Annotated in this window: 17 protein-coding genes and 1 pseudogene; 16 read left to right on the top strand and 2 right to left on the bottom strand. The window is 71.4% G+C overall.

Annotation, left to right across the window (positions count from 1 at the left end):
- Positions 1 to 34 precede the first annotated feature (34 nt).
- The 5 genes from HCC61_RS05785 (at position 35) to HCC61_RS05765 (ending at position 5367) form a co-directional block, all read left to right on the top strand.
- Positions 35 to 1351, top strand: a complete 1317-nt coding sequence (locus HCC61_RS05785) for a sugar kinase (protein WP_169134166.1) — start codon at positions 35 to 37, stop codon at positions 1349 to 1351.
- A complete protein-coding gene (locus HCC61_RS05780) occupies positions 1348 to 2112 on the top strand; it encodes an IclR family transcriptional regulator (RefSeq protein ID WP_169134165.1) in 765 nt (254 codons plus the stop codon). Before HCC61_RS05785 ends, HCC61_RS05780 begins: the two co-directional genes overlap by 4 nt.
- Positions 2109 to 2531 (top strand): RidA family protein, encoded by a 423-nt coding sequence (locus HCC61_RS05775; RefSeq protein WP_169134164.1) that lies wholly within the window; start codon positions 2109 to 2111, stop codon positions 2529 to 2531. The genes HCC61_RS05780 and HCC61_RS05775 overlap by 4 nt, the downstream gene beginning before the upstream one ends.
- A 191-nt stretch (positions 2532 to 2722) precedes the next feature.
- A complete protein-coding gene (locus HCC61_RS05770; protein WP_169134163.1) occupies positions 2723 to 4192 on the top strand; it encodes a gluconate:H+ symporter in 1470 nt (489 codons plus the stop codon).
- A gap of 278 nt (positions 4193 to 4470) precedes the next feature.
- Positions 4471 to 5367: a serine protease gene (locus HCC61_RS05765; protein ID WP_169134162.1), complete on the top strand. Its 897-nt coding sequence runs from the start codon at positions 4471 to 4473 to the stop codon at positions 5365 to 5367.
- Between the two features lie 331 nt (positions 5368 to 5698).
- On the opposite strand, the gene HCC61_RS05760 is transcribed toward HCC61_RS05765, so the two are convergent.
- Entirely contained in the window at positions 5699 to 6742 is a 1044-nt protein-coding gene (locus tag HCC61_RS05760; protein WP_169134539.1) for a chitinase, read from the bottom strand.
- 228 nt (positions 6743 to 6970) lie between these two features.
- Between HCC61_RS05760 and HCC61_RS05755 the strand changes: the two genes are divergently transcribed.
- From HCC61_RS05755 to HCC61_RS05715, 9 genes and pseudogenes are all read left to right on the top strand, one after another.
- Positions 6971 to 8443 carry an Nramp family divalent metal transporter gene (locus tag HCC61_RS05755; RefSeq protein WP_169134161.1) on the top strand — a complete coding sequence of 491 codons (1473 nt, stop codon included), beginning with the start codon at positions 6971 to 6973 and terminating at the stop codon, positions 8441 to 8443.
- A gap of 244 nt (positions 8444 to 8687) precedes the next feature.
- Positions 8688 to 9848: a hypothetical protein gene (locus tag HCC61_RS05750; RefSeq protein WP_206322132.1), complete on the top strand. Its 1161-nt coding sequence runs from the start codon at positions 8688 to 8690 to the stop codon at positions 9846 to 9848.
- Between the two features lie 3 nt (positions 9849 to 9851).
- The gene (gene cpaB, locus HCC61_RS05745) at positions 9852 to 10583 is read left to right on the top strand and encodes a Flp pilus assembly protein CpaB (protein WP_169134160.1); all 732 of its coding nucleotides are present in this window, start codon (positions 9852 to 9854) and stop codon (positions 10581 to 10583) included.
- A 15-nt stretch (positions 10584 to 10598) separates the two neighbouring features.
- Positions 10599 to 11762 (top strand): annotated as a pseudogene (locus HCC61_RS05740) (AAA family ATPase); the annotation flags it as partial.
- An 849-nt stretch (positions 11763 to 12611) separates the two neighbouring features.
- Positions 12612 to 12944, top strand: coding sequence for a pilus assembly protein (locus tag HCC61_RS05735; RefSeq protein ID WP_206322211.1), 333 nt, complete (start codon positions 12612 to 12614; stop codon positions 12942 to 12944).
- Positions 12945 to 13029: 85 nt separating this feature from the next.
- On the top strand, positions 13030 to 13410 hold the full coding sequence (locus HCC61_RS05730; RefSeq protein WP_346777075.1) for a TadE/TadG family type IV pilus assembly protein: 381 nt from the start codon (positions 13030 to 13032) through the stop codon (positions 13408 to 13410).
- Between the two features lie 75 nt (positions 13411 to 13485).
- A complete protein-coding gene (locus tag HCC61_RS05725) occupies positions 13486 to 14838 on the top strand; it encodes a CpaF family protein (protein WP_169134158.1) in 1353 nt (450 codons plus the stop codon).
- A complete protein-coding gene (locus tag HCC61_RS05720; RefSeq protein WP_346777042.1) occupies positions 14835 to 15779 on the top strand; it encodes a type II secretion system F family protein in 945 nt (314 codons plus the stop codon). Before HCC61_RS05725 ends, HCC61_RS05720 begins: the two co-directional genes overlap by 4 nt.
- Before the next feature lie 13 nt (positions 15780 to 15792).
- Positions 15793 to 16698: a DUF5936 domain-containing protein gene (locus HCC61_RS05715; protein WP_169134157.1), complete on the top strand. Its 906-nt coding sequence runs from the start codon at positions 15793 to 15795 to the stop codon at positions 16696 to 16698.
- A gap of 216 nt (positions 16699 to 16914) precedes the next feature.
- Here the strand turns inward: HCC61_RS05715 and HCC61_RS05710 are convergent, their stop codons facing one another.
- Positions 16915 to 17178 (bottom strand): hypothetical protein, encoded by a 264-nt coding sequence (locus HCC61_RS05710; RefSeq protein WP_169134156.1) that lies wholly within the window; start codon positions 17176 to 17178, stop codon positions 16915 to 16917.
- Between HCC61_RS05710 and HCC61_RS05705 the strand changes: the two genes are divergently transcribed.
- A complete protein-coding gene (locus HCC61_RS05705) occupies positions 17165 to 17368 on the top strand; it encodes a hypothetical protein (RefSeq protein ID WP_169134155.1) in 204 nt (67 codons plus the stop codon). The genes HCC61_RS05710 and HCC61_RS05705 overlap by 14 nt on opposite strands.
- Before the next feature lie 182 nt (positions 17369 to 17550).
- Positions 17551 to 18102, top strand: a complete 552-nt coding sequence (locus HCC61_RS05700; RefSeq protein WP_346777041.1) for a hypothetical protein — start codon at positions 17551 to 17553, stop codon at positions 18100 to 18102.
- Positions 18103 to 18116 lie beyond the last annotated feature (14 nt).

Below are 18116 nucleotides of genomic sequence, written 5' to 3'. Positions count from 1 at the left end.
TCCCGCCGAACACCCGTCAATCGATGAGGAGCGGATGCGGACAGTGGTGAGCACCGACGTCGTCTGCCTCGGCGAATCCATGGTCACGTTCCTGCCTTCGCAGGCCGGACGGCTCGCGGACGTACCGTCCTTCGAGCGGGCCATCGGCGGCGCCGAGTCCAACGTGGCCTGTGCGCTTGCCGGTTCGGGGCACTCCGTGCGCTGGATCAGCCGGGTGGGCGCGGACGGATTCGGCGACCACCTGCTGGAGGCGATCGCGGCGCGCGGCGTGGACGTCGGCTTCGCCGGGCGCGATCCGCGGCGCCCGACCGGCATCTACTTCCGCACGGACGGGGAGCGGCCCACGGGCCTCGGCCCGCGCGATCCGCTCGGCACCGGCGCCCGGGGTGAAACCGGTGCCGGTGCTGATGCCGGCGACGGCCACGGCGACGGCGACGGCGACGGTGCCGCTGCGGCTGCCGACGACGACGCTGCCGTTGATGCCGCCGGCGGCAGTGCCGGGGGCGCGGGCGCCCGTACCGCCGAGGTCGTCTACTACCGCGCGGGGTCCGCCGCTTCGGCCATGTCGCCGCGGACCGTGGACCTCGCGGCCGTGGACGACGCGAGCGTGCTGCACATCACGGGCATCACCGCGGCGCTCTCCCCGGAGTGCCTGGAGCTGATGCGCGTGCTGACGGGGCCGCGTGCGGACCGTCCGCTGGTCTCCTTCGACGTCAACTACCGCGTGGGGCTGTGGGACCGGGCCGTCGACGCCGGTCACGGCCCGGGCATACTCCTCGAACTCGCCCGCGGCTGCGACCTCGTCTTCGTGGGCGAGGACGAGGCGGAGGCGGCCTGGGGCGTCACGGGCGGCCCTTACGCGCTGAGGGAGCGGCTGCCCGAGCCGGGGGTGCTCGTCGTGAAGCAGGGGGCGACGGGGGCGACCGCCTTCGTACGCGGCACGGGTTCCGGCACCGGTTCCGGCGGTGACCCCGAAACCGGCACCGACACCGGCACCGACACCGGCACCGACACCGGCCCCGACCCCGAAACCGGCCGCGGCGACGCGCACGACCGGCTCCGTGACGAGGTGCACACCGTCCCCGCGCTGCGCATCGACGTCGCCGGTTCCGTGGGCGCCGGCGACGGCTTCGCCGCCGGGTTCATCTCGGCGACGCTGCGCGGACTGCCCGTACGGGAGCGCCTGCGCCACGGCCATCTCACCGCCGCGGCGGCCCTCACCGTGCCCGGAGATCTCGCGGAGCCGCCGTCGCGCGAACTCGCGGACCGGCTGGCGGCGCTGGACGACGAGGCGTGGGGAAGGCTGCGCCTCGGCCCCGGCTGGAACACCCGGAAGGCGAACGCATCATGAGCCAGACCGTCGACCGCGCACTGAGCATCCTGCCCCTGCTCGCCGAGGGACCGGCGAACCTGGAGCAGGTCGCGAACCGGCTCGGCGTGCACAAGTCCACCGCGCTGCGCCTGCTGCGCACGCTCCACGAGCACGGCATCGTCCACCGCCAGCCCGACCAGCGGTACCGGCTCGGCACCCGGCTGTTCGCGCTCGCGCAGCAGGCCGTGGAGAACCTGGACGTGCGCGAGATCGCACACCCCCACCTCGTCGAGCTGAACGCGGCGACCGGGCACACCGTCCACCTCGCCGTGCACGAGGAGGACGAGGTCCTCTACATCGACAAGGTCGAGAGCCGCTACCCGGTGCGGATGTACTCCCGCATCGGCAAGCCCGTCGCGATCACGAACGCCGCCGTCGCCAAGCTGCTGCTGGCCGATCTGCCCGAGCAGGAGCGGCGGGCCATCGCCCAGCGCCTCGACTACCCCCGCTATACGGCCCGTTCGATCACCGACGCCACGGCCTTCCTCGCGGAGCTGGCGAAGGTACGCGAGCAGGGCTGGGCCACCGACCTCGGCGGCCACGAGGAGTCCATCAACTGCGTCGGCGCCCCGGTGCGCGGGCCGGACGGGCGGGCGGTGGCCGCCATGTCCGTATCGGCGCCGAACGTCGTCGTCAGCGCCGGCGAACTCCTCGAACTCCTCCCGCTGGTGCGGCGCACGGCCGAGGCCATCAGCGACGAGTACTCCGGAAAGACCCCAGAGAAGGAACGGCAGCCATGAGCGAGCAGACGTCCGGTGCGGCCAAGACCGCACTCACACCGTCCACGCACACCACGCCGCCCGCGAAGTTCTCGCACGGCGTGCGCAAGGGCAACATCCTCCAGGTCGCCGGGCAGGTCGGGTTCGCGCCGGCCGTCCCCGGACAGCCGCCCACACCGGTCGGCCCCGGTCTGCGCGAGCAGACGCTGCGCACCTTCGCCAACGTGGAGGCCATCCTCCAGGAGGGCGGGGCGAGTTGGGAGGACGTGGTGATGATCCGCGTCTATCTCACGGACACCGCGCACTTCGCCGAGTTCAACGAGATCTACAACGAGTTCTTCGCGGACCTCACCGAGGCGCCCGCCGCCCGTACGACGGTCTACGTGGGGCTGCCCGCGGGGCTGCTCGTCGAGATCGACGCGCTCGCCGTGCTCGGCTGAGGCACCGGGGCCGCTCCGGACCCCGGCACATCCCCGTACGCACCCCGCCCGCCTCCGTACGCACCCGGCACCCGCCTCGGTACGCACCCCGCGCCCGCGGCGCCCACCTCAGTACGCACCCCCCACGCCCCCCGTATGTCCCGATCCCCTTCCGAATCCGAGCTGTTGACACAGAAACCCCGAGGTCCACCATGCTTCTGCTCGCATCCGCGCCCGAGAAGGCGCCACCGCACACCGGCGGTCTGCTCGCCCTGATAGGCGGCACCCCGGGGCTGCTGACCGTCGCCGCCCTGGGCATCCTGCTGCTGCTCTTCCTGATCATCAAGGTCCGGTTGCAGCCCTTCGTGGCGCTGCTGGGCGTCTCCATAGCCGTCGGCCTGGCCGCAGGGCTCTCGGTCACCGAACTCTTCGGCACAGTGCAGAAGTCGGACGCCGTCTCCCTCATCGAGGACGGCATGGGCGGCATCCTGGGGCACGTCGCCATCATCATCGGGCTCGGCACCATGCTCGGGGCGATACTCGAGGTCAGCGGTGGCGCCGAGGCGCTCTCCAGCAGGCTGCTGGCCCTCTTCGGGGAGAAGCGCGCACCGCTGGCCATGGGCCTGACCGGCCTGATCTTCGGCATCCCCGTCTTCTTCGACGTGGGCATCTTCGTGCTGGCGCCGATCGTCTACGCGGCGGCCAAGCGCTCCGGAAAGTCGATCATCCTCTACTCCATGCCGCTGCTCGCCGGCCTGTCCATGACGCACGCGTTCCTGCCGCCCCACCCGGGGCCGGTGGCCGCCGCGGGACTGCTGAAGGTCGACCTCGGCTGGATCATCCTGATGGGCGTCGTCACGGGCATCCCGGCGGTGCTGGCGGCATGGGCGTACGCGGCGTGGATCGGCAACCGCCTCTTCGTCGAGGTGCCGCACGACATGGTCGAGGCGGCGGACGAGGCCAAGGCGGCCGTCGCCGCCGAGCAGAAGGCGGCGGGGGTCGCCACCGAGCGGCCCGTCTCGCTCGCCGTGGTGCTCGGCATCATCGGCACCCCGCTGCTGCTGATCCTGCTGGCGACGTTCTCGTCGATCGCGCTGGACCCCTCGACTCCGCGCTCCGTCATCGAGTTCTTCGGGCACCCCTTCGTGGCGCTGACAATCGCGCTGCTGCTGGCGTACTGGCAACTCGGCCTGAAGCGCGGCTGGTCGCGCAAGTCGCTGGAGACCGTCTCCACGTCCTCGCTGAAGCCCATCGGCAACATCCTGCTGGTCGTCGGCGCCGGCGGCGTCTTCGGCGCGGTGCTGGACGGCAGCGGCGTCGCGCAGGCGCTCGCGGACACCTTCGGCGACGCGGGGCTGCCCGTCATCGTGCTGTCGTACCTGCTCTCGCTGGTGCTGCGCGTCGCACAGGGCTCGGCCACCGTGGCGATCGTCACCACGGCCGGAATCGTCGCTCCGCTGCTGTCCTCCGGCGACTACTCGCAGCCGCACGTCGCCCTCGTCATCATGGCGATCTCCGCGGGCTCCATCTTCGCCTCGCACGTCAACGACGGCGGCTTCTGGATCGTCTCCAAGTACTTCGGCATCTCCGAGCGGGACACCCTGAAGTCCTGGACGGTCCTGGAGTCCGTGCTGTCGGTGGCGGGCTTCGCGGTGGCGGCGGTGGTGAGCGCGTTCGTCTAGGAAGGCGGGGCCCGGCGCCTCTCCGGCGCCTCTCCGGCGCCTCTCCGGCGGTTCGCCGCCGGGGAGGCGCCGTCGTCGTATCGGCCCGCGCCGGGAGCGTTCCGCGTACGGGCCCGTGTGGGGGTGCGTTCCGCCGTGCCCGCTCGGAAGGCCATCTTCCGTTTCTGGGGGCGCCGTTGGGGTCTTGTGGGGGTGCCGCATCTGCACCAAGAATGCACGGCGTCACCCCCAATGAATCACCGCAACAGGATTCGGTGAAGGAGAGGAAACCCCCCACCATGAAACGACCTCTCGTGATCACCCTGGCCGCCGGCTTCTTCGGAGCCGCCGCAGCCGCCGGGGTCGTCGTGTCCCCCGCCACCGCCCAGGCCCCCGACGCCAAGGCCAAGGCGGAAGCGAAGGCAGACGCGAAGGCGGAGGCCAAGGCCCATGCCAAGAAGGCCGCACCCGACTTCGCGGGCACGGTCGCGCTCAGCAACTGTTCGGGCTCACTTGTGAAGATGCCCGACTCCAAGGCGTCCGACCCGGCCCTGGTGCTCACCAACGGCCACTGCCGCGAGGCGGGCATGCCCGAGCCCGGCCAGGTCATCGTCGACGAGAACGTGAAGCGCGACATGACCCTGCTCGACGCCAAGGGCGACGACGCGGGCAAGCTCACGTCCAAGAAGATCGCCTACGGGACGATGACGGACACCGACGTCACGCTCTACGAACTCGACTCCACATACGAGGAGATCAAGTCGAAGACGAAGATCGACCCGCTCGAGGTCCAGGCGGCGCACCCCAAGGAGGGCACCGCCATGACCGTCGTCTCCGGCTACTGGAAGGAGACCTACAGCTGCTCGGTCGACGGCTTCGTGCCCGAACTGCGCGAGGACGGCTGGAAGATGAAGGACTCCATCCGTTACACGAAGGAGTGCGAGACCAAGGGCGGCACTTCGGGCTCCCCGATAATCGACGACTCCTCCGGCAAGATCCTCGGGATCAACAACACCCGTAACGAGGACGGCGAGAAGTGCACCCTCAACAACCCGTGTGAGGTGGACAAGGACGGCAAGGTCACCGTCCACGAGGGGATCGCGTACGGGCAGCAGACCCACACCCTCACCAGCTGCATCGCCGCGGGCAACAAGGTCGACCTGAGCCTGGCGGACTGCAAGCTGCCGAAGCCGTAGGCCGCGCCCGGCGGCCGGACCCTCGCAGTCGTGGCCGGCCGCCGCCGTGGCGAAGGGATGCCCCGGGGCACCGGCCCAGGCGTCGGGCCGCAGTACGGAGCCCGGCAGCTGCCGTCCGGCGGCGTGGTGCGGCGGCACCACGGCGCCGGACGGCGGTGAATCCGGCACCCGGCCCAGAACGGGCGACGCCCCCCGGACGGTGAGTCCGGGGGGCGTCGCGTGCGTACGGGGAGGTGGGGGACACCCCGCAGCAGTCGGGGAGGAGCCGTGGCGGCTCCGGCGGGCAGCCGGCGGGCGCGGCGACAGGGGCCGCGCGCCGCGCGCCGCGCGGTTACGGCAGCTTGTGCACGTGCGGGCCGACCGTGCCGGACCAGCCGTTGCCGTTGGACGCGTCCCAGTTGGTCGACCAGGTCATGGCGCCGCGGATCCCGGCGTACTTCTTCTCCGGCTTGTAGCTTCCGCAGTTCTCGCCCTTGGACAGGCAGTCCAGGGCGTCCGTCACCACCTTGGGCTCGACGTAGCCGGATCCGGCGGCCTTCGAGGACGCGGGGGTGCCGATGCCGACCTGCGACGGGTCGAGCCCGCCTTCGAGCTGCACGCAGGCGAGGCCCGTCAGGAAGTCGACGCTGCCCTGGGCGTAGGTCTTGCCGTCGCAGCCGTTCATCGAACCGCTGTTGTAGTACTGCATGTTGACGACCGTCAGATAGTCCTTGATCGCCAGCGCGGTCTTGAAGTACTCGGTCGACTTGGACTGCATGTCGATGGTCTGCGGGGCCATCGTCACCACGACGTCCTTCTTCTCACTGTGGATCGCGTCGAGCGCCTTCGTCATGTACGTCGAGTTGACGCCGTTCTCCAGGTCGATGTCGACCCCGTCGAAGCCGTACTCGTCCATGAGCTTGACGATGCTCTTGGAGAAGGCGTCGGCGGAGGCGTCGTCGGCGACGCTGACCGAGCCCTTCTCGCCGCCCACCGACACGACGACCGACCTGCCCGCGTCGTGCAGGGCCTTGACGTCGGCCTTGAAGTCGTCCGCGGAGCTGTAGCCCGTGGCCGGGTCCAACTTGAAGTCGACCGCGCCGGCGGTGCCGGTGGCGTCGGCGAAGGCGACCGCGACGATGTCGTAGTCCTTCGGGACGTCGGAGAGCTTCTGGGTCTTCGCGCCGTTGTCGAAGTTCTGCCAGTAGCCGGTCACGGCGTGCGCGGGGACCTCGGAGGCGCCCACCACGGGGCTGCTCGCCTTCTTCGCGGTGGCCGGCTTGGCGCCGTCCGCGGGACCGGCGTTGGCGGTGCCGACCGTGACGATGCCGCCGACCGCCAGTGCCGCCGCTGTGAACGCGGCGAGTACGCGCGGCCGCGTCAGCGAGTGGGACAGGAAACTTGCGCGTGCCACAACTGCCTCCGGGGTGGGGGGAGATGGGGGGAGGAACGGTGCTCGGTGTGGTGCGCGGGGCCCTGCGCTTCGCTGACAAGATGGTCCAGACCAATTGAGTTGTCAAGGCCTTCGGCGGTCGTACGGGGCCTTGTATTGATCGTCTGTCGGGGATTGGATGCGCCGGAGCAGGACCTCTTTCCGAGGGGACGAGCGCAAAGGCGGTCAGAGATGGCAACCGAGGACAGCAGGCAGAGCGGGGATTCCGCCGCCACTCCGGGCGGTCCGGGCACCCCGTCCGGGCCGGCCGGACCGGACGGTGCGAACGGCCCGTCGGACACGGGGAGTTCGCAGGCGCCGGCGGCTCCGCCCGTACGCAAGGCCAGCTGGAAACTCATCGGCCCGGGCATCGTCGTGGCCGCGACCGGCGTCGGCGCCGGCGACCTGGTGGCCACGCTGATCGCGGGCAGCAAGTACGGATACACCCTGATGTGGGCCGCCGTCATCGGCTGCATCGTCAAGATCGCGCTCGCCGAGGCGACCGGGCGCTGGCATCTGGCCACCGGCCGCACGATCTTCGACGGCTGGCGTTCCCTCGGCCCCTGGACCACCGTCTACTTCGCCGTCTACGTCGTCGTCTGGGGCTTCGTCTACGGGGGCACCGCGATGTCCTCCTCGGGGCTGCCCCTCGAAGCCCTCTTCCCCGGCGTCCTCGACCTCAAGGGCTGGGCGATCATCACCGGCCTGGTGGGTCTCGTCTTCGTCTGGTTCAACCGCTACGCCGTCTTCGAGAAGGTCATGACGGTGATGGTCGGCATCATGTTCGTCGTCGTGGTGTACGTCGCGGTCCTCGTCTCGCCGGACATCGGGGCGAGCTTCGCGGGACTGGTGCCGGTCCTGCCGGACGGATCGGTCATCTACACGCTCGGCCTCATCGGCGGCGTCGGCGGCACCATCACGATGGCCGCGTACGGGTACTGGGTGAACGCCAAGGGCTGGACCGACAGCAGCTGGATGAAGATGATGCGGCTCGACAACCGCGTCGCCTACGTCACCACGGGCATCTTCGTCGTGGCGATGCTGATCGTCGGCGCGGAGCTGCTGCACTCCACGAACATCGCGATCGCCGAGGGCGACTCGGGACTCTCCGACCTCGACAAGGTGCTGGAGGCACGCTTCGGCGCCTTCACCTCCACGCTCTTCCTCGTGGGCTTCTTCGCGACGTCCTTCACCTCGCTGATCGGCGTGTGGCAGGGCGTCAGCCTGATGTTCGCCGACTTCGTCGAGCGGCTGCGCGCCGCACGCGGGGCGCAGGGAGCGGTCGGTGCGGGCGGTGCACCCGGTGCCGCGGAAGGTGCCGGTGCCGGAGAAGGCGAAGGCGCCGGCGGCGACCAGGACGCCGTGCAGGCCGTGGCCGGCGGACAGCGCGAGCGCTCGCTGCCGTTCCGCGCGTACCTGCTGTGGCTGACCTTCCCGCCGATGACGCTGCTGTGGCTGGACCAGCCCTTCGCGCTCGTCGTCGCCTACGGCGTGCTCGGCGCGTTCTTCATGCCGTTCCTCGCGCTCACCCTGCTGTGGCTGCTCAACTCCGGCCGTACGCCCAGGGAATGGCGCAACGGAATCGTGAGCAACGTGATGCTCTTCGTCTCCGGGATGCTCTTCGTCGTGCTGTGCGTGCAGCAGGTGAGGGAGATTCCCTGGTAGGAGCGCCCGCGCCGCGGCGGGTTCGCGGGGCCGGGGCGGCGGACCGCCCCGGCCCGCTCCTTGTAGCGATGTGAGTACCGCTCGCCTGAGCGGATTGACCCGCGGACGGGGCGGGGTATGGCAGGGACAGCGGCCGGGGCCGAGCTGTTCCGAGGCAGGGTCTCCGCCCGTAAGGTGTGATGTCGTCAGATCAACTTGGCGCTAGTTCTCGGGCCTTGGGCCCGACCGGGAGCTCGGGGGCGGGATGACCACTGCGATAGCAGTCACCAGCCACGGTCACATGCTGCCGCCGCCCGACCGGAACACCCCGCGTGCGCACGTCTTCCAGCCGCCGGACGAGCAGCCCTTCGACGTGGCGCTCGCACAGACGCAGCGGCTGATCGAGCAGCACGGACATCTCGTCGTCGTCCATCCCACGACGCTGGGCAAGACCTTTCTGCACAGGCTGCACGCGATCCGCTCCGTACTGGAGACCGACCGGATCGCGCTGATGCCGACGTCGCTGCCGCCGCTCGGAACGGCCGTGCTGGTACGGCAGTTGAGGCAGCTCTCGCGGTGCGAGTTCAGCCCGGGAGTGCTCGGCGCGTCCGTACGGCTGCTGGCGCACTACATCTACGCGGGTGCGCAGCTGAATTCGGTGGCGAAGCTCGACCACGTGCCGGTCTCCCTCACCGCGAACGCCAAGTCCTGGAATCCCAGGGCACAGTTCGCCGTGCTGGCCGCGCCGACGCCGCAACTGGTGCGTACGGACGGCGGCGGCAGCAGCGGGAACGGCGGCGGGAGTGGTGGGAGCGGAGGAGGCGGCGGAGGCGCGCACGGCGCTCCGGGAGCGGGCGCCGCGATCCGGGCGACCCTCACCGGTCCGCAGTTCCCCACGCATCTCACCGTCGCGCACGGTCAGTTGAACTCCGACTGGGTGTCCTCGTCGCTGGCCCCGCAGTGGCAGGTCGGCGGGGTCCACGAGACATATCTGCCCGACGAGTCGGCCCGCTGGTGGGGGACGGGCAGGCTCATCGAGTTCGCCGCCGCGATCCCCGACGTCTCGGTGCTCTACCGGCTGGTGTCGTCCGTGCGGCGGGACGAGTGCCACTGGTGCGGGCTCGAACTCATCGGGGACCGCTGCGCGTTCTGCGCCGCGCCCGCCCCACACGGGCACGGAGGGCGCGGTACGGCCGCGGCCCGCCCGGCCCCGGCCCGTCCGGCTTCCCGCACCGGATCCGGCGGCGGCTCGGGTCCGGGCTCCGGTCCGGGTGCCGCCCGCGAGGGCGGCGGTCGCCGTGGCGGCATCCCCGGCAGGGGAGGGGCCGGACTCGCCGCGTTCCTCAAGCAGAAGCACACCGCAGCCGCCGAACGCTCCGATTCGCAATCCCGTCACGCCGTCGTCGCCGATCCCCGAGGTCTGTAGTCCATGAATTCACGCCAGCGCCGTGGCGTCATCCTGCTGGTCGTCTCCGTCCTGTGCGCCCTGGCGGCGTTCGGGGGCGTGCTGGCGCTCATACGTGACGTGGAGTCGAAGGTCGGCCCCGAGAAGACGGCGTACAAGCTCAAGGCGGACGTCCCGGCCTACAAGTCCCTGGACGAGGGGCAGTTCGAGAAGGTGTCGGTGCCGAAGCGCTGGCTGCCGGACACCGCCGTCACCGATCTCGGCGAGCTGCGCGACAAGGTCGCCGCCAGCAAGCTCCGCAAAGGATCGCTCCTCCAGAGCGACATGGTCTCCGACCGGCCCGAACTCAAGGCGGGACAGCAGGAGATCGCCATCATGATCGACGCCGAGACGGGTGTCGCCGGGAAGATCGACCCGGGCAGCAAGGTCAACATCTACGCCACCTTCGAGGGCGAGCAGCAGTCGGCCGGCAAGGGCAAGGCCCCCAACCAGTCGAAGGTCATCGTCAGCGACGCGGAGGTCATCGACGTCGGGAAGCTCACCCCGTTCAAGGACAGCGCCGACGAGGACCAGCGCACCCGCCAGCTGGAGCGCGACGGCGTCCCCATCACCTTCGCCCTCTCCACCGCGGACGCGCAGCGCGTCGCGTACGCGGAGTCCTTCGCGGAGCACGTGCGGCTCGCCCTCGTGGCGCCCGGCGACGGCAACGACATCCCCCAGAGCGACCGTACGTACACGCTCACCGGGGACGAGTGAGGCAGGAATCAGCCGATGGTCACCCGCATTCAGCCAGCCGTCAGCGACCCGGAAGCCGCCAGGTCGGTCGTCGGCCTGCTCAGCCAGCTTCCCGACAGCGAGCCGGTGGCGCCCGCCGTCGACTCCACCCAACTGCTCGACTCGCTCGGGCGGTTGGCGGAGGGGACCGTCGCGGACCTGCCCGAGGTCGTGCTCGTCCACGAGCTCATCCGGCCGCTTCCCGCGCTGGAGCTGATCCGCGAGATCGCACTGCGCTTCCCCGCGGTCGGCGTCGTCCTCATCACCCGTGACACCAGCCAGCCGCTGTACTCGGCGGCGATGGACGCCGGCGCGCGCGGTGTGCTGGGGCTTCCCCTCAGCTACGACGACCTGGCCGCGCGGGTGGGGGCCGCCGCCTCGTGGGCCGTGGGCGTACGGAAGCACCTCGGCGGCATGCCGGACGAGCCCGTCGGCCCCGGGGGCACCGTCGTCGCCGTCACGGGCGCCAAGGGCGGCGTGGGCACGACGCTCGCCGCCGTCCAACTCGCCCTGGCGGCACAGGCGTCGGGACGCGGCACCGCCCTGGTGGACATGGACCTCCAGTCCGGCGACGTGGCCTCGTACCTGGATGTGCAGTTCCGGCGCTCGGCGGCCGACCTCGCCGGCATCTCGGACATCTCCGCGCGTGTGCTCCAGGACGCGGTCTTCGCACACGAGTCGGGACTCGGGCTGCTGCTGGCGCCGGGCGAGGGCGAGCGCGGCGAGGAGGTCGACGACCGTGCGGCACGGCAGATCATCGGGGCGATCAGGGCGCGTTACGACATCGTCGTGATCGACTGCGGCACCCAGCTCAACGCGGCCAACGCCGCGGCGATCGAGACCTCCGACAGCGCGGTGCTCGTGACGACGCCGGACGTGGTGGCCGTACGGGCCGCCAAGCGCATGGTGCGGATGTGGGACAGGCTCCAGATCCGCAAGGCGGAGGAGACCGTCACCCTCGTCAACCGCACGTCGCGCTTCACGGAGATCCAGCCGGCGCTGATCGCCCGCATCGTCGGGACGCCGGTGGCCGGGACGACGATCCCCGCCAACTACAAGGAACTTCAGAGCGCCGTGGACGCCGGGCGCATCCAGGACCTGGAGGCCAAGAGCTCCGTCAGACAGGCGCTTTGGGCCTTCGCCGGAGAGCTGGGACTCGTCACGGCGGCCGAGGCGCAGGGCGGCGGCAGGCACGGCAAGGGCGGCGGCGTGCGGGGCGTCAAGGGCACGAAGGGGCTCGGGGGGTCCGGGCAGCCCAAGCAGGTGCTGCCGCCCACGGTCTCCGGCTCCGCCGCCGGGCGCGCCCTGCCGCCGGGATCCTCGGCGGGCACGCAGGGGCAGCAGCCGGGGCAGCAGCCGGGGCAGCCGGGGCAGGCTGCCGCCGGCGGACGGGCGGGCGGTACCGGCCGGTCCGGTGAGCCGGGGCAGACGCCGCAGACAGGGCAGCCGGGGCAGGCGGCCGGTCAGGGGAGCCAGGGCACGCACGGCCCGGGGCTGCACGGCCCGGGACCGCACGGGCCGGGGCTGCACGGGCCGGGTGCGCAGGGCGCCGCACAGCAGGGGCAGCAGGGACAGCCCGGACAGCAGGGCCAGGCGGGCCAGCAGGGTCAGACGGGCCAACAGCCCGGTGCCGCCGGGCAGTCCGGACTCTCGGGTCTCTCCGGTCTCGCGGGCCGTGGCGGCGCCGGGCAGGCTCCCGGGCCACGGCAGGGCGACCCGGGCGCCGAGGGACGGCAGGCGCTGCCTCCGGGCGCGTCGGGCCGTACGCTCGGCACCTCGCACGACGAGCGGACGCCCCCCGAGTACCGCGACCACCGCGCGCCGCAGGAGCCGAACAGCGCCGCGCCCTTCCACACCCGTACGAGGGTGGCGCCGGTGGGACCCGACATCGGACGCGTGGCAGGGGGCCGCCCCGTACGGCCGCCGCTCGACGACGACGACATCGACGACGACGAGGGCGAGACCAGCGTCTGGGGCGAAAAGGGCGCCGTCACCGTGGAGTTCGCGGGTATGGCGCCGGTCATCCTGGCCGTGCTGGCGGTGCTGTGGCAGTGCGTACTCGTCGGCTACACGTTCTCGCTCGCGGGCAACGCGGCCGACGAGGCGGCGCGGGCGGCGACCGCTGCGGCCTCCTCGGGCGACGCTCAGGGCGCCTGCGAGTCCGCTGCGACGAAGCATCTGCCCGCGGAGTGGCGTGACGGTTCGGACGTCAGCTGCAACCTCGAAGGCCACCTGTGGAAGGCGGACGTGGGCCTGTCCGCGCCCGTCCTCTTCCCCGGCGCCGGGAAGCTCCCCTTCAGCATCAGCGGCGACGCGGGCGCCGCGCAGGAGGGGGAGGGGTGAGTGCGGGATGAGCCGTACGGGGGCGGGGACGCCGGGTGGGAGACGGGTTGTGCGGGTTGTGCGGGCGGTGCGCTCGTCGCCGCCGGTGCGCGCCCTGCGCGCCCGGACCGGCGACCGCGACCTCGAACGCGGCGCCTCCAGCCTGGAGTTGGCGGGCATGCTGCCGCTGCTGCTGCTCGTGGCGATGGCCGCGATACAGCTCGGCGTCGCGGGCTACGCCGTACAGCAGGCCGGTACGGGCGCCCGTGCCGCCGCCCGCATCGCGAGCCGGGAGGACATCGCAGACGACTACGCGACGTCGGGCAAGGCGGCGATGTCGGACTGGACCGCCTCCCGCAGCCGTTTCGCCCTCGGCGGGGGAGCGGACGAGGTGAGGGTGACCACCACGGTGACCATCCCGTCCGTCGTCCCCGGGGTCGACGACTTCGGCCGCGCATCCCGCTCCGCGACCATGCCGCGCGACTGACGGGACGGGCCACATGAACGCAAACGTGAACGCAAACGTGAACAGGAATGTGAACGCACGGAGAGGAGGCCGGAATTGAGCCTGCGGGCCCGTATCACCACGCCGGAGACCCGGACGCGCAGCGGTTCGGCCGCCGACGGCGGTACCACGCACCTCGTGTCGGTCTACCGCGCGAAGCTCCTCCAGGAGATCGACCTCGCCGAGATGTCCGCCCTCGCGCCACAGGAGCGAAGGGCACGTCTGGAGCGCGTGCTCGGGCACATCATCAGCCGCGAGGGCCCCGTACTGTCCACCGCGGACCGGGCGCTGCTCATCCGCCGCGTCGTGGACGAGGCGCTGGGGCTCGGCGTGCTCGAACCGCTGCTGGAGGACGCCGGCATCACCGAGATCATGGTCAACGGACCGGATCAGGTCTTCGTGGAACGGGCGGGCCGGGTCGAGCAGGTCCCCGTCCGCTTCGCCTCCGAAGAGCAGCTGATGCAGACCATCGAGCGCATCGTCTCCACCGTCAACAGGCGTGTGGACGAGTCGAATCCGATGGTCGACGCGCGGCTGCCCTCCGGCGAGCGCGTCAACGTCATCGTCCCTCCGCTCTCCCTCAGCGGGCCGGCGCTGACCATCCGGCGCTTCCCCCGCGCGTACGCGCTGCACGAACTGATCGCGCTGGGCACGCTCGACGAGTACATCGTCTCGCTGCTGTCGGCCTTCATCCGGGCACGCTTCAACGTGATCGTCTCCGGCGGCACGGGCAGCGGCAAGACCACCCTCCTCAACGCGCTCTCCGGGCTCATCCCGGAGCACGAGCGCATCATCACCGTCGAGGACGCCGCCGAGCTCCAGCTCCAGCAGCAGCACGTCATCCGGCTGGAGACCAGGCCGCCGAACGTCGAGGGCAAGGGCCAGATCACCGTGCGCGACCTCGTGCGCAACTCGCTGCGCATGCGGCCCGACCGCATCATCGTCGGCGAGGTGCGCGGCGGCGAGACGCTCGACATGCTCCAGGCCATGTCCACCGGGCACGACGGCTCGCTGGCGACGGTGCACGCCAACAGCGCGGAGGACGCGCTGATGCGGCTCCAGACGCTCGCCTCGATGTCGGAGGTCGAGATCCCGTTCCCGGCGCTCCAGGACCAGATCAACTCGGCCGTGGACGTGATCATCCAGCTCGCGCGCTTCGCCGACGGATCGCGGAAGGTCGTGGAGATCGTGCTGCTCGCCTCGCACGGCAGGGAGGTCTTCCGCATCGCGTCCGTCGCCCGCTTCGACGCGCAGCCCATGTCCGCGGACGGCAAGGTGCACGGCGGCTTCGAGCATCTGCCCGTGCCGAGGCGCGCGGCCGAGCGGCTCTACATGGTCGGCGAGTCCGTGCCCCCGGTCTTCGGCGTGGCCGACGACGCGGACCAGCTGGCGACAAGGGAGGCGGTGTGAACGTCACCGCTCAACTCGCCCTCGGCGCCTTCCTGCTGGCGGCCGCCCTCGCCGTCGCCGCGGTCATGGCGTTCGCCTCGGGACGCGCGCAGAAGAAGGCCCTCGTGGAGCGGCTCACCGCCGAAGCGGTCGGCCGGGAGCCGCGGGAAGGCCCCCGCCGCGCCTTCGCCGGGGTGGACAGGCGGCTGCGCCGCACCAGGCCGGGCCGCCTCGTACAGAACCGGCTGGCGGCCACCGGACTGGACATCACGCCCGGCGAGTTCGCCGTCTATGTCGTCGTGCTCGTGGCCGGGCTGTGGCTGGTCGCCGCCTCCGTGCTCGCGCCGTTCTTCGGCCCGATCGCCGGGATAATCGGCGTGGTGGCCGCCGGCGCCTTCCTCACCCATCAACGGCAGCGCCGCACCGAGCAGTTCATCAACCAGCTGCCGGAGCTGTCCCGCATACTCGCCAACGCCACCTCCGCCGGGCTCGCCCTGCGTACGGCGCTCAGCATGGCCGCGGAGGAGCTGGACGCCCCGGCGGGCGACGAACTCACCCTCGTCACCAACCAGCTGGCGCTGGGCCGTTCCGTCGACGACACCCTCGGCGAGCTCGCCGAGCGGCTGCCGTCACGCGAACTCGTCGTGCTCGTCACGACGTTGGTCCTCGCCAACCGGGCGGGCGGCACGCTCGTCGCGTCCCTGCGCAACCTCACGACGACGCTGGAGGAGCGCAAGGAGACCCGGCGCGAGGTGCGCACCATGCTCGCCGAAGTGAACGCGACGGCCTTCACCGTCCCCGTGCTGGGCCTCGGCGCGATGCTGATGATGAACTCGATGATGCCCGGCGCCCTCGCCCGGGTCACCGGCTCCGCGCTCGGCCAGCTCGCGATCATCGTGGCCGTCGGCCTCTTCGCCGCGGGCTTCTTCGTCATCCGCCGGCTCGGCAAGATCGAGATCTGAGGAGGAGAGAGACATGACCGCCGTGCCCGTGCTGCCCTTCCTTCTCGCCGCCGTCGCCGGACTCGCCGTGTACGGGATCATCGCGGGCGTCCGCATGTACCGCGCCGACGCCGAGCTGCCCAGCGACCTCGCCCTCGCGCTCGAAGTGGGCTCCACCCGAACGACCAAGGGCGGAGCGGCAGTCGACCGTCTCGGCATGCCGCTGGCGCCGCTCGTGCTGCGGCTGATGGGCGAGCGCCGGGTCGACGCCAAGCGCCGCAGGATCGACCAGGCGGGCAATCCCGGCGGCCTGACCATCCACCGTTACGCGGCCAGGCGCGGCGCGTACGGGCTCTTCGGCATCCTCATGGCGCTGGTCGGACTGGCCTCCGACAGCTGGCTGTTCGCGGTCGTCGTGCTGGCCTTCGGCGCCACCGCCGCCGATCTCGGCATCCGGCAGGCGGTGCGCGACCGCAAGCGCGTCATCGAGCGCACCCTTCCCGACTTCCTCGACGTACTCGCCGTCGTCGTCTCCGCGGGCCTCAGCTTCCGGCAGGCGATGGAGCGGGTCGCCGAGCACTACGAGGGGCCGTGGGCGGACGAACTGCGCATCACCCTGCGGCAGATGGACCTCGGCGTCAGCCGCCGCGAAGCCTTCGACGACCTGCGCAGGCGCAACGACAGCGACCAGGTCGACCAGTTCGTGTCGGCGCTCCAGCAGGGCGAGGAGCTGGGCGCGCCCATCGCGGACACCCTCATCCAGATCGCCACGGACATGCGCCGCACGGACGCGCAGAACGCCCGCCGCCAGGCCGCCAAGACGGTGCCGAAGGCGACGATGACCACCATCGCGTTCCTGCTGCCGGGCACGCTGCTGCTGATCGTGGCCACCTTCGTCCTCGGCTCGGACACCGACTTCGGTTCCGTACTGAACGGGTGACGCGATGACAGCGGGCAGAGCGCGAACAGCGGGAAGAGCGCGAACGGCGGGAGGAGCCGCGACGCACGGGACGCGGCGTACGCCCGCGGGTCACGCCGGATCCCACCGCCCTTCGGCCGCCCTCTTCGTCGGAGGCGGACGATGTGGCACAGTCTGCATTCGGGCAACGACGGTGGGCTACGAGGTGGGGGCGGGATGACGGGGCGTCGGACCACTTCAGCGCCTTCGGGCTTCAACTCGCTTGCGCCGGCGGCCCGTTTGGCCGCCGACGAGACAGTGCAGAAGACCTTCGAGAGCTTCGAGGACGTCGAGAGCTTCGAGGACGTCGAGGACTTCGAGACCTGCAACACCCGCAAGACCGCCGGGAGTACCGGCGCGCAGACGGCCGAGAAGACCGTCGAGAAGAAGACCGTCGAGCAGACCGCCGGTACCCACACCGAGCCCGTCATCACCGAAGGAGACCGCGATGTCGAATGCCATCCGCAACTGGCGCCGACGCGTCTGGGAGCGCATGCACGGCCGCGAGTCGGACAGGGGCGCCAGCGCCATCGAATACGCGGGCATCGTGATCATCGTGGCCGCGATCATCCTCGCGATCAGGGGGCTGGGCCTGAACACGGCGATCTCCGCGGGGATCGCGAAGGCCGTCAACAGCATCCTGGGCGGTTGAGTCCCGGACGCGAGGTTGCCGGACGCGAGGGTCGCGGACGGCGGGGTCCCGGGCGGCCGGGTCCCGGGCGGCCGGGTGCGGTCCGGCAGCGCCTGGTCCGGCAGCGTCTGATCCGGCTCAGCCCCGTACGGCTTCGGCGCCGGCTCGACGCGCGGTCCGGGCACGGCGACGAGGGAGCGACCGTGATCCTCTACGGGGCGGTCATCGCCGGTCTGCTCTTCCTCGCCTTCGCCTTCTTCGCGGTCGCCCAGGCCGGCACCGTACGCAACGGCGGTCAGTCCGCCGCCGACGCCGCCGCGCTCGCCGCCGCCCAGGACGACCGGGACGAGCTGTTCGAGGACTTCCTGGACGCCGTCGTCGACGGCGACGACCTGGAGGACATCCTCGACGGACTCGGCTCGCTCGCCGGTGACGGATGCGGCGAGGCGGACCACTTCGCCGGCCGCAACCGCTCCGACGTCATCGCCTGCGACGCGGTGACCCGGGACGGCCACGACGGCTACAGGGTCAAGGTGCGCACGCGCTTCGACACCGGCGACACGGTGGTCCCCGGCGCCGACCACAAGAAGGCGGTGGCCCGCGCGACCGCCGTCATCAAGCCCCGGTGCGAACTCTCGGACGACGCCGACCTGATCGAAATCACGTGTGACGGCGACGACTTCACCATCGACCCGGACGACATCGACCTCGACCTGAAACCGTCGGACCTCTTCTCGGTGGTGCTGGTCGGTTGACGGGCGGACGACGA

Origin of the sequence: Streptomyces sp. HNM0575 (assembly GCF_012726265.1) — a bacterium.
GTDB lineage: Bacteria > Actinomycetota > Actinomycetes > Streptomycetales > Streptomycetaceae > Streptomyces.
The sequence above is the reverse complement of the archived record's forward strand: the minus strand, read 5'-3'. Positions and strand labels throughout refer to the sequence as shown.

What these genes read in the sequence shown, in the direction of transcription:
- HCC61_RS05710 (WP_169134156.1), bottom strand. Translation starts at nt 17,178, where the DNA reads ATGGCATTCGACATCGCGGTCTCCTTCGGTGATGACGGGCTCGGTGTG.
- HCC61_RS05785 (WP_169134166.1), top strand. Translation starts at nt 35, where the DNA reads ATGCGGACAGTGGTGAGCACCGACGTCGTCTGCCTCGGCGAATCCATG.
- HCC61_RS05755 (WP_169134161.1), top strand. Translation starts at nt 6,971, where the DNA reads ATGGCAACCGAGGACAGCAGGCAGAGCGGGGATTCCGCCGCCACTCCG.
- HCC61_RS05705 (WP_169134155.1), top strand. Translation starts at nt 17,165, where the DNA reads ATGTCGAATGCCATCCGCAACTGGCGCCGACGCGTCTGGGAGCGCATG.
- HCC61_RS05715 (WP_169134157.1), top strand. Translation starts at nt 15,793, where the DNA reads ATGACCGCCGTGCCCGTGCTGCCCTTCCTTCTCGCCGCCGTCGCCGGA.
- HCC61_RS05770 (WP_169134163.1), top strand. Translation starts at nt 2,723, where the DNA reads ATGCTTCTGCTCGCATCCGCGCCCGAGAAGGCGCCACCGCACACCGGC.
- HCC61_RS05735 (WP_206322211.1), top strand. Translation starts at nt 12,612, where the DNA reads ATGGCGCCGGTCATCCTGGCCGTGCTGGCGGTGCTGTGGCAGTGCGTA.
- HCC61_RS05780 (WP_169134165.1), top strand. Translation starts at nt 1,348, where the DNA reads ATGAGCCAGACCGTCGACCGCGCACTGAGCATCCTGCCCCTGCTCGCC.
- HCC61_RS05765 (WP_169134162.1), top strand. Translation starts at nt 4,471, where the DNA reads ATGAAACGACCTCTCGTGATCACCCTGGCCGCCGGCTTCTTCGGAGCC.
- HCC61_RS05750 (WP_206322132.1), top strand. Translation starts at nt 8,688, where the DNA reads ATGACCACTGCGATAGCAGTCACCAGCCACGGTCACATGCTGCCGCCG.
- cpaB (WP_169134160.1), top strand. Translation starts at nt 9,852, where the DNA reads ATGAATTCACGCCAGCGCCGTGGCGTCATCCTGCTGGTCGTCTCCGTC.
- HCC61_RS05775 (WP_169134164.1), top strand. Translation starts at nt 2,109, where the DNA reads ATGAGCGAGCAGACGTCCGGTGCGGCCAAGACCGCACTCACACCGTCC.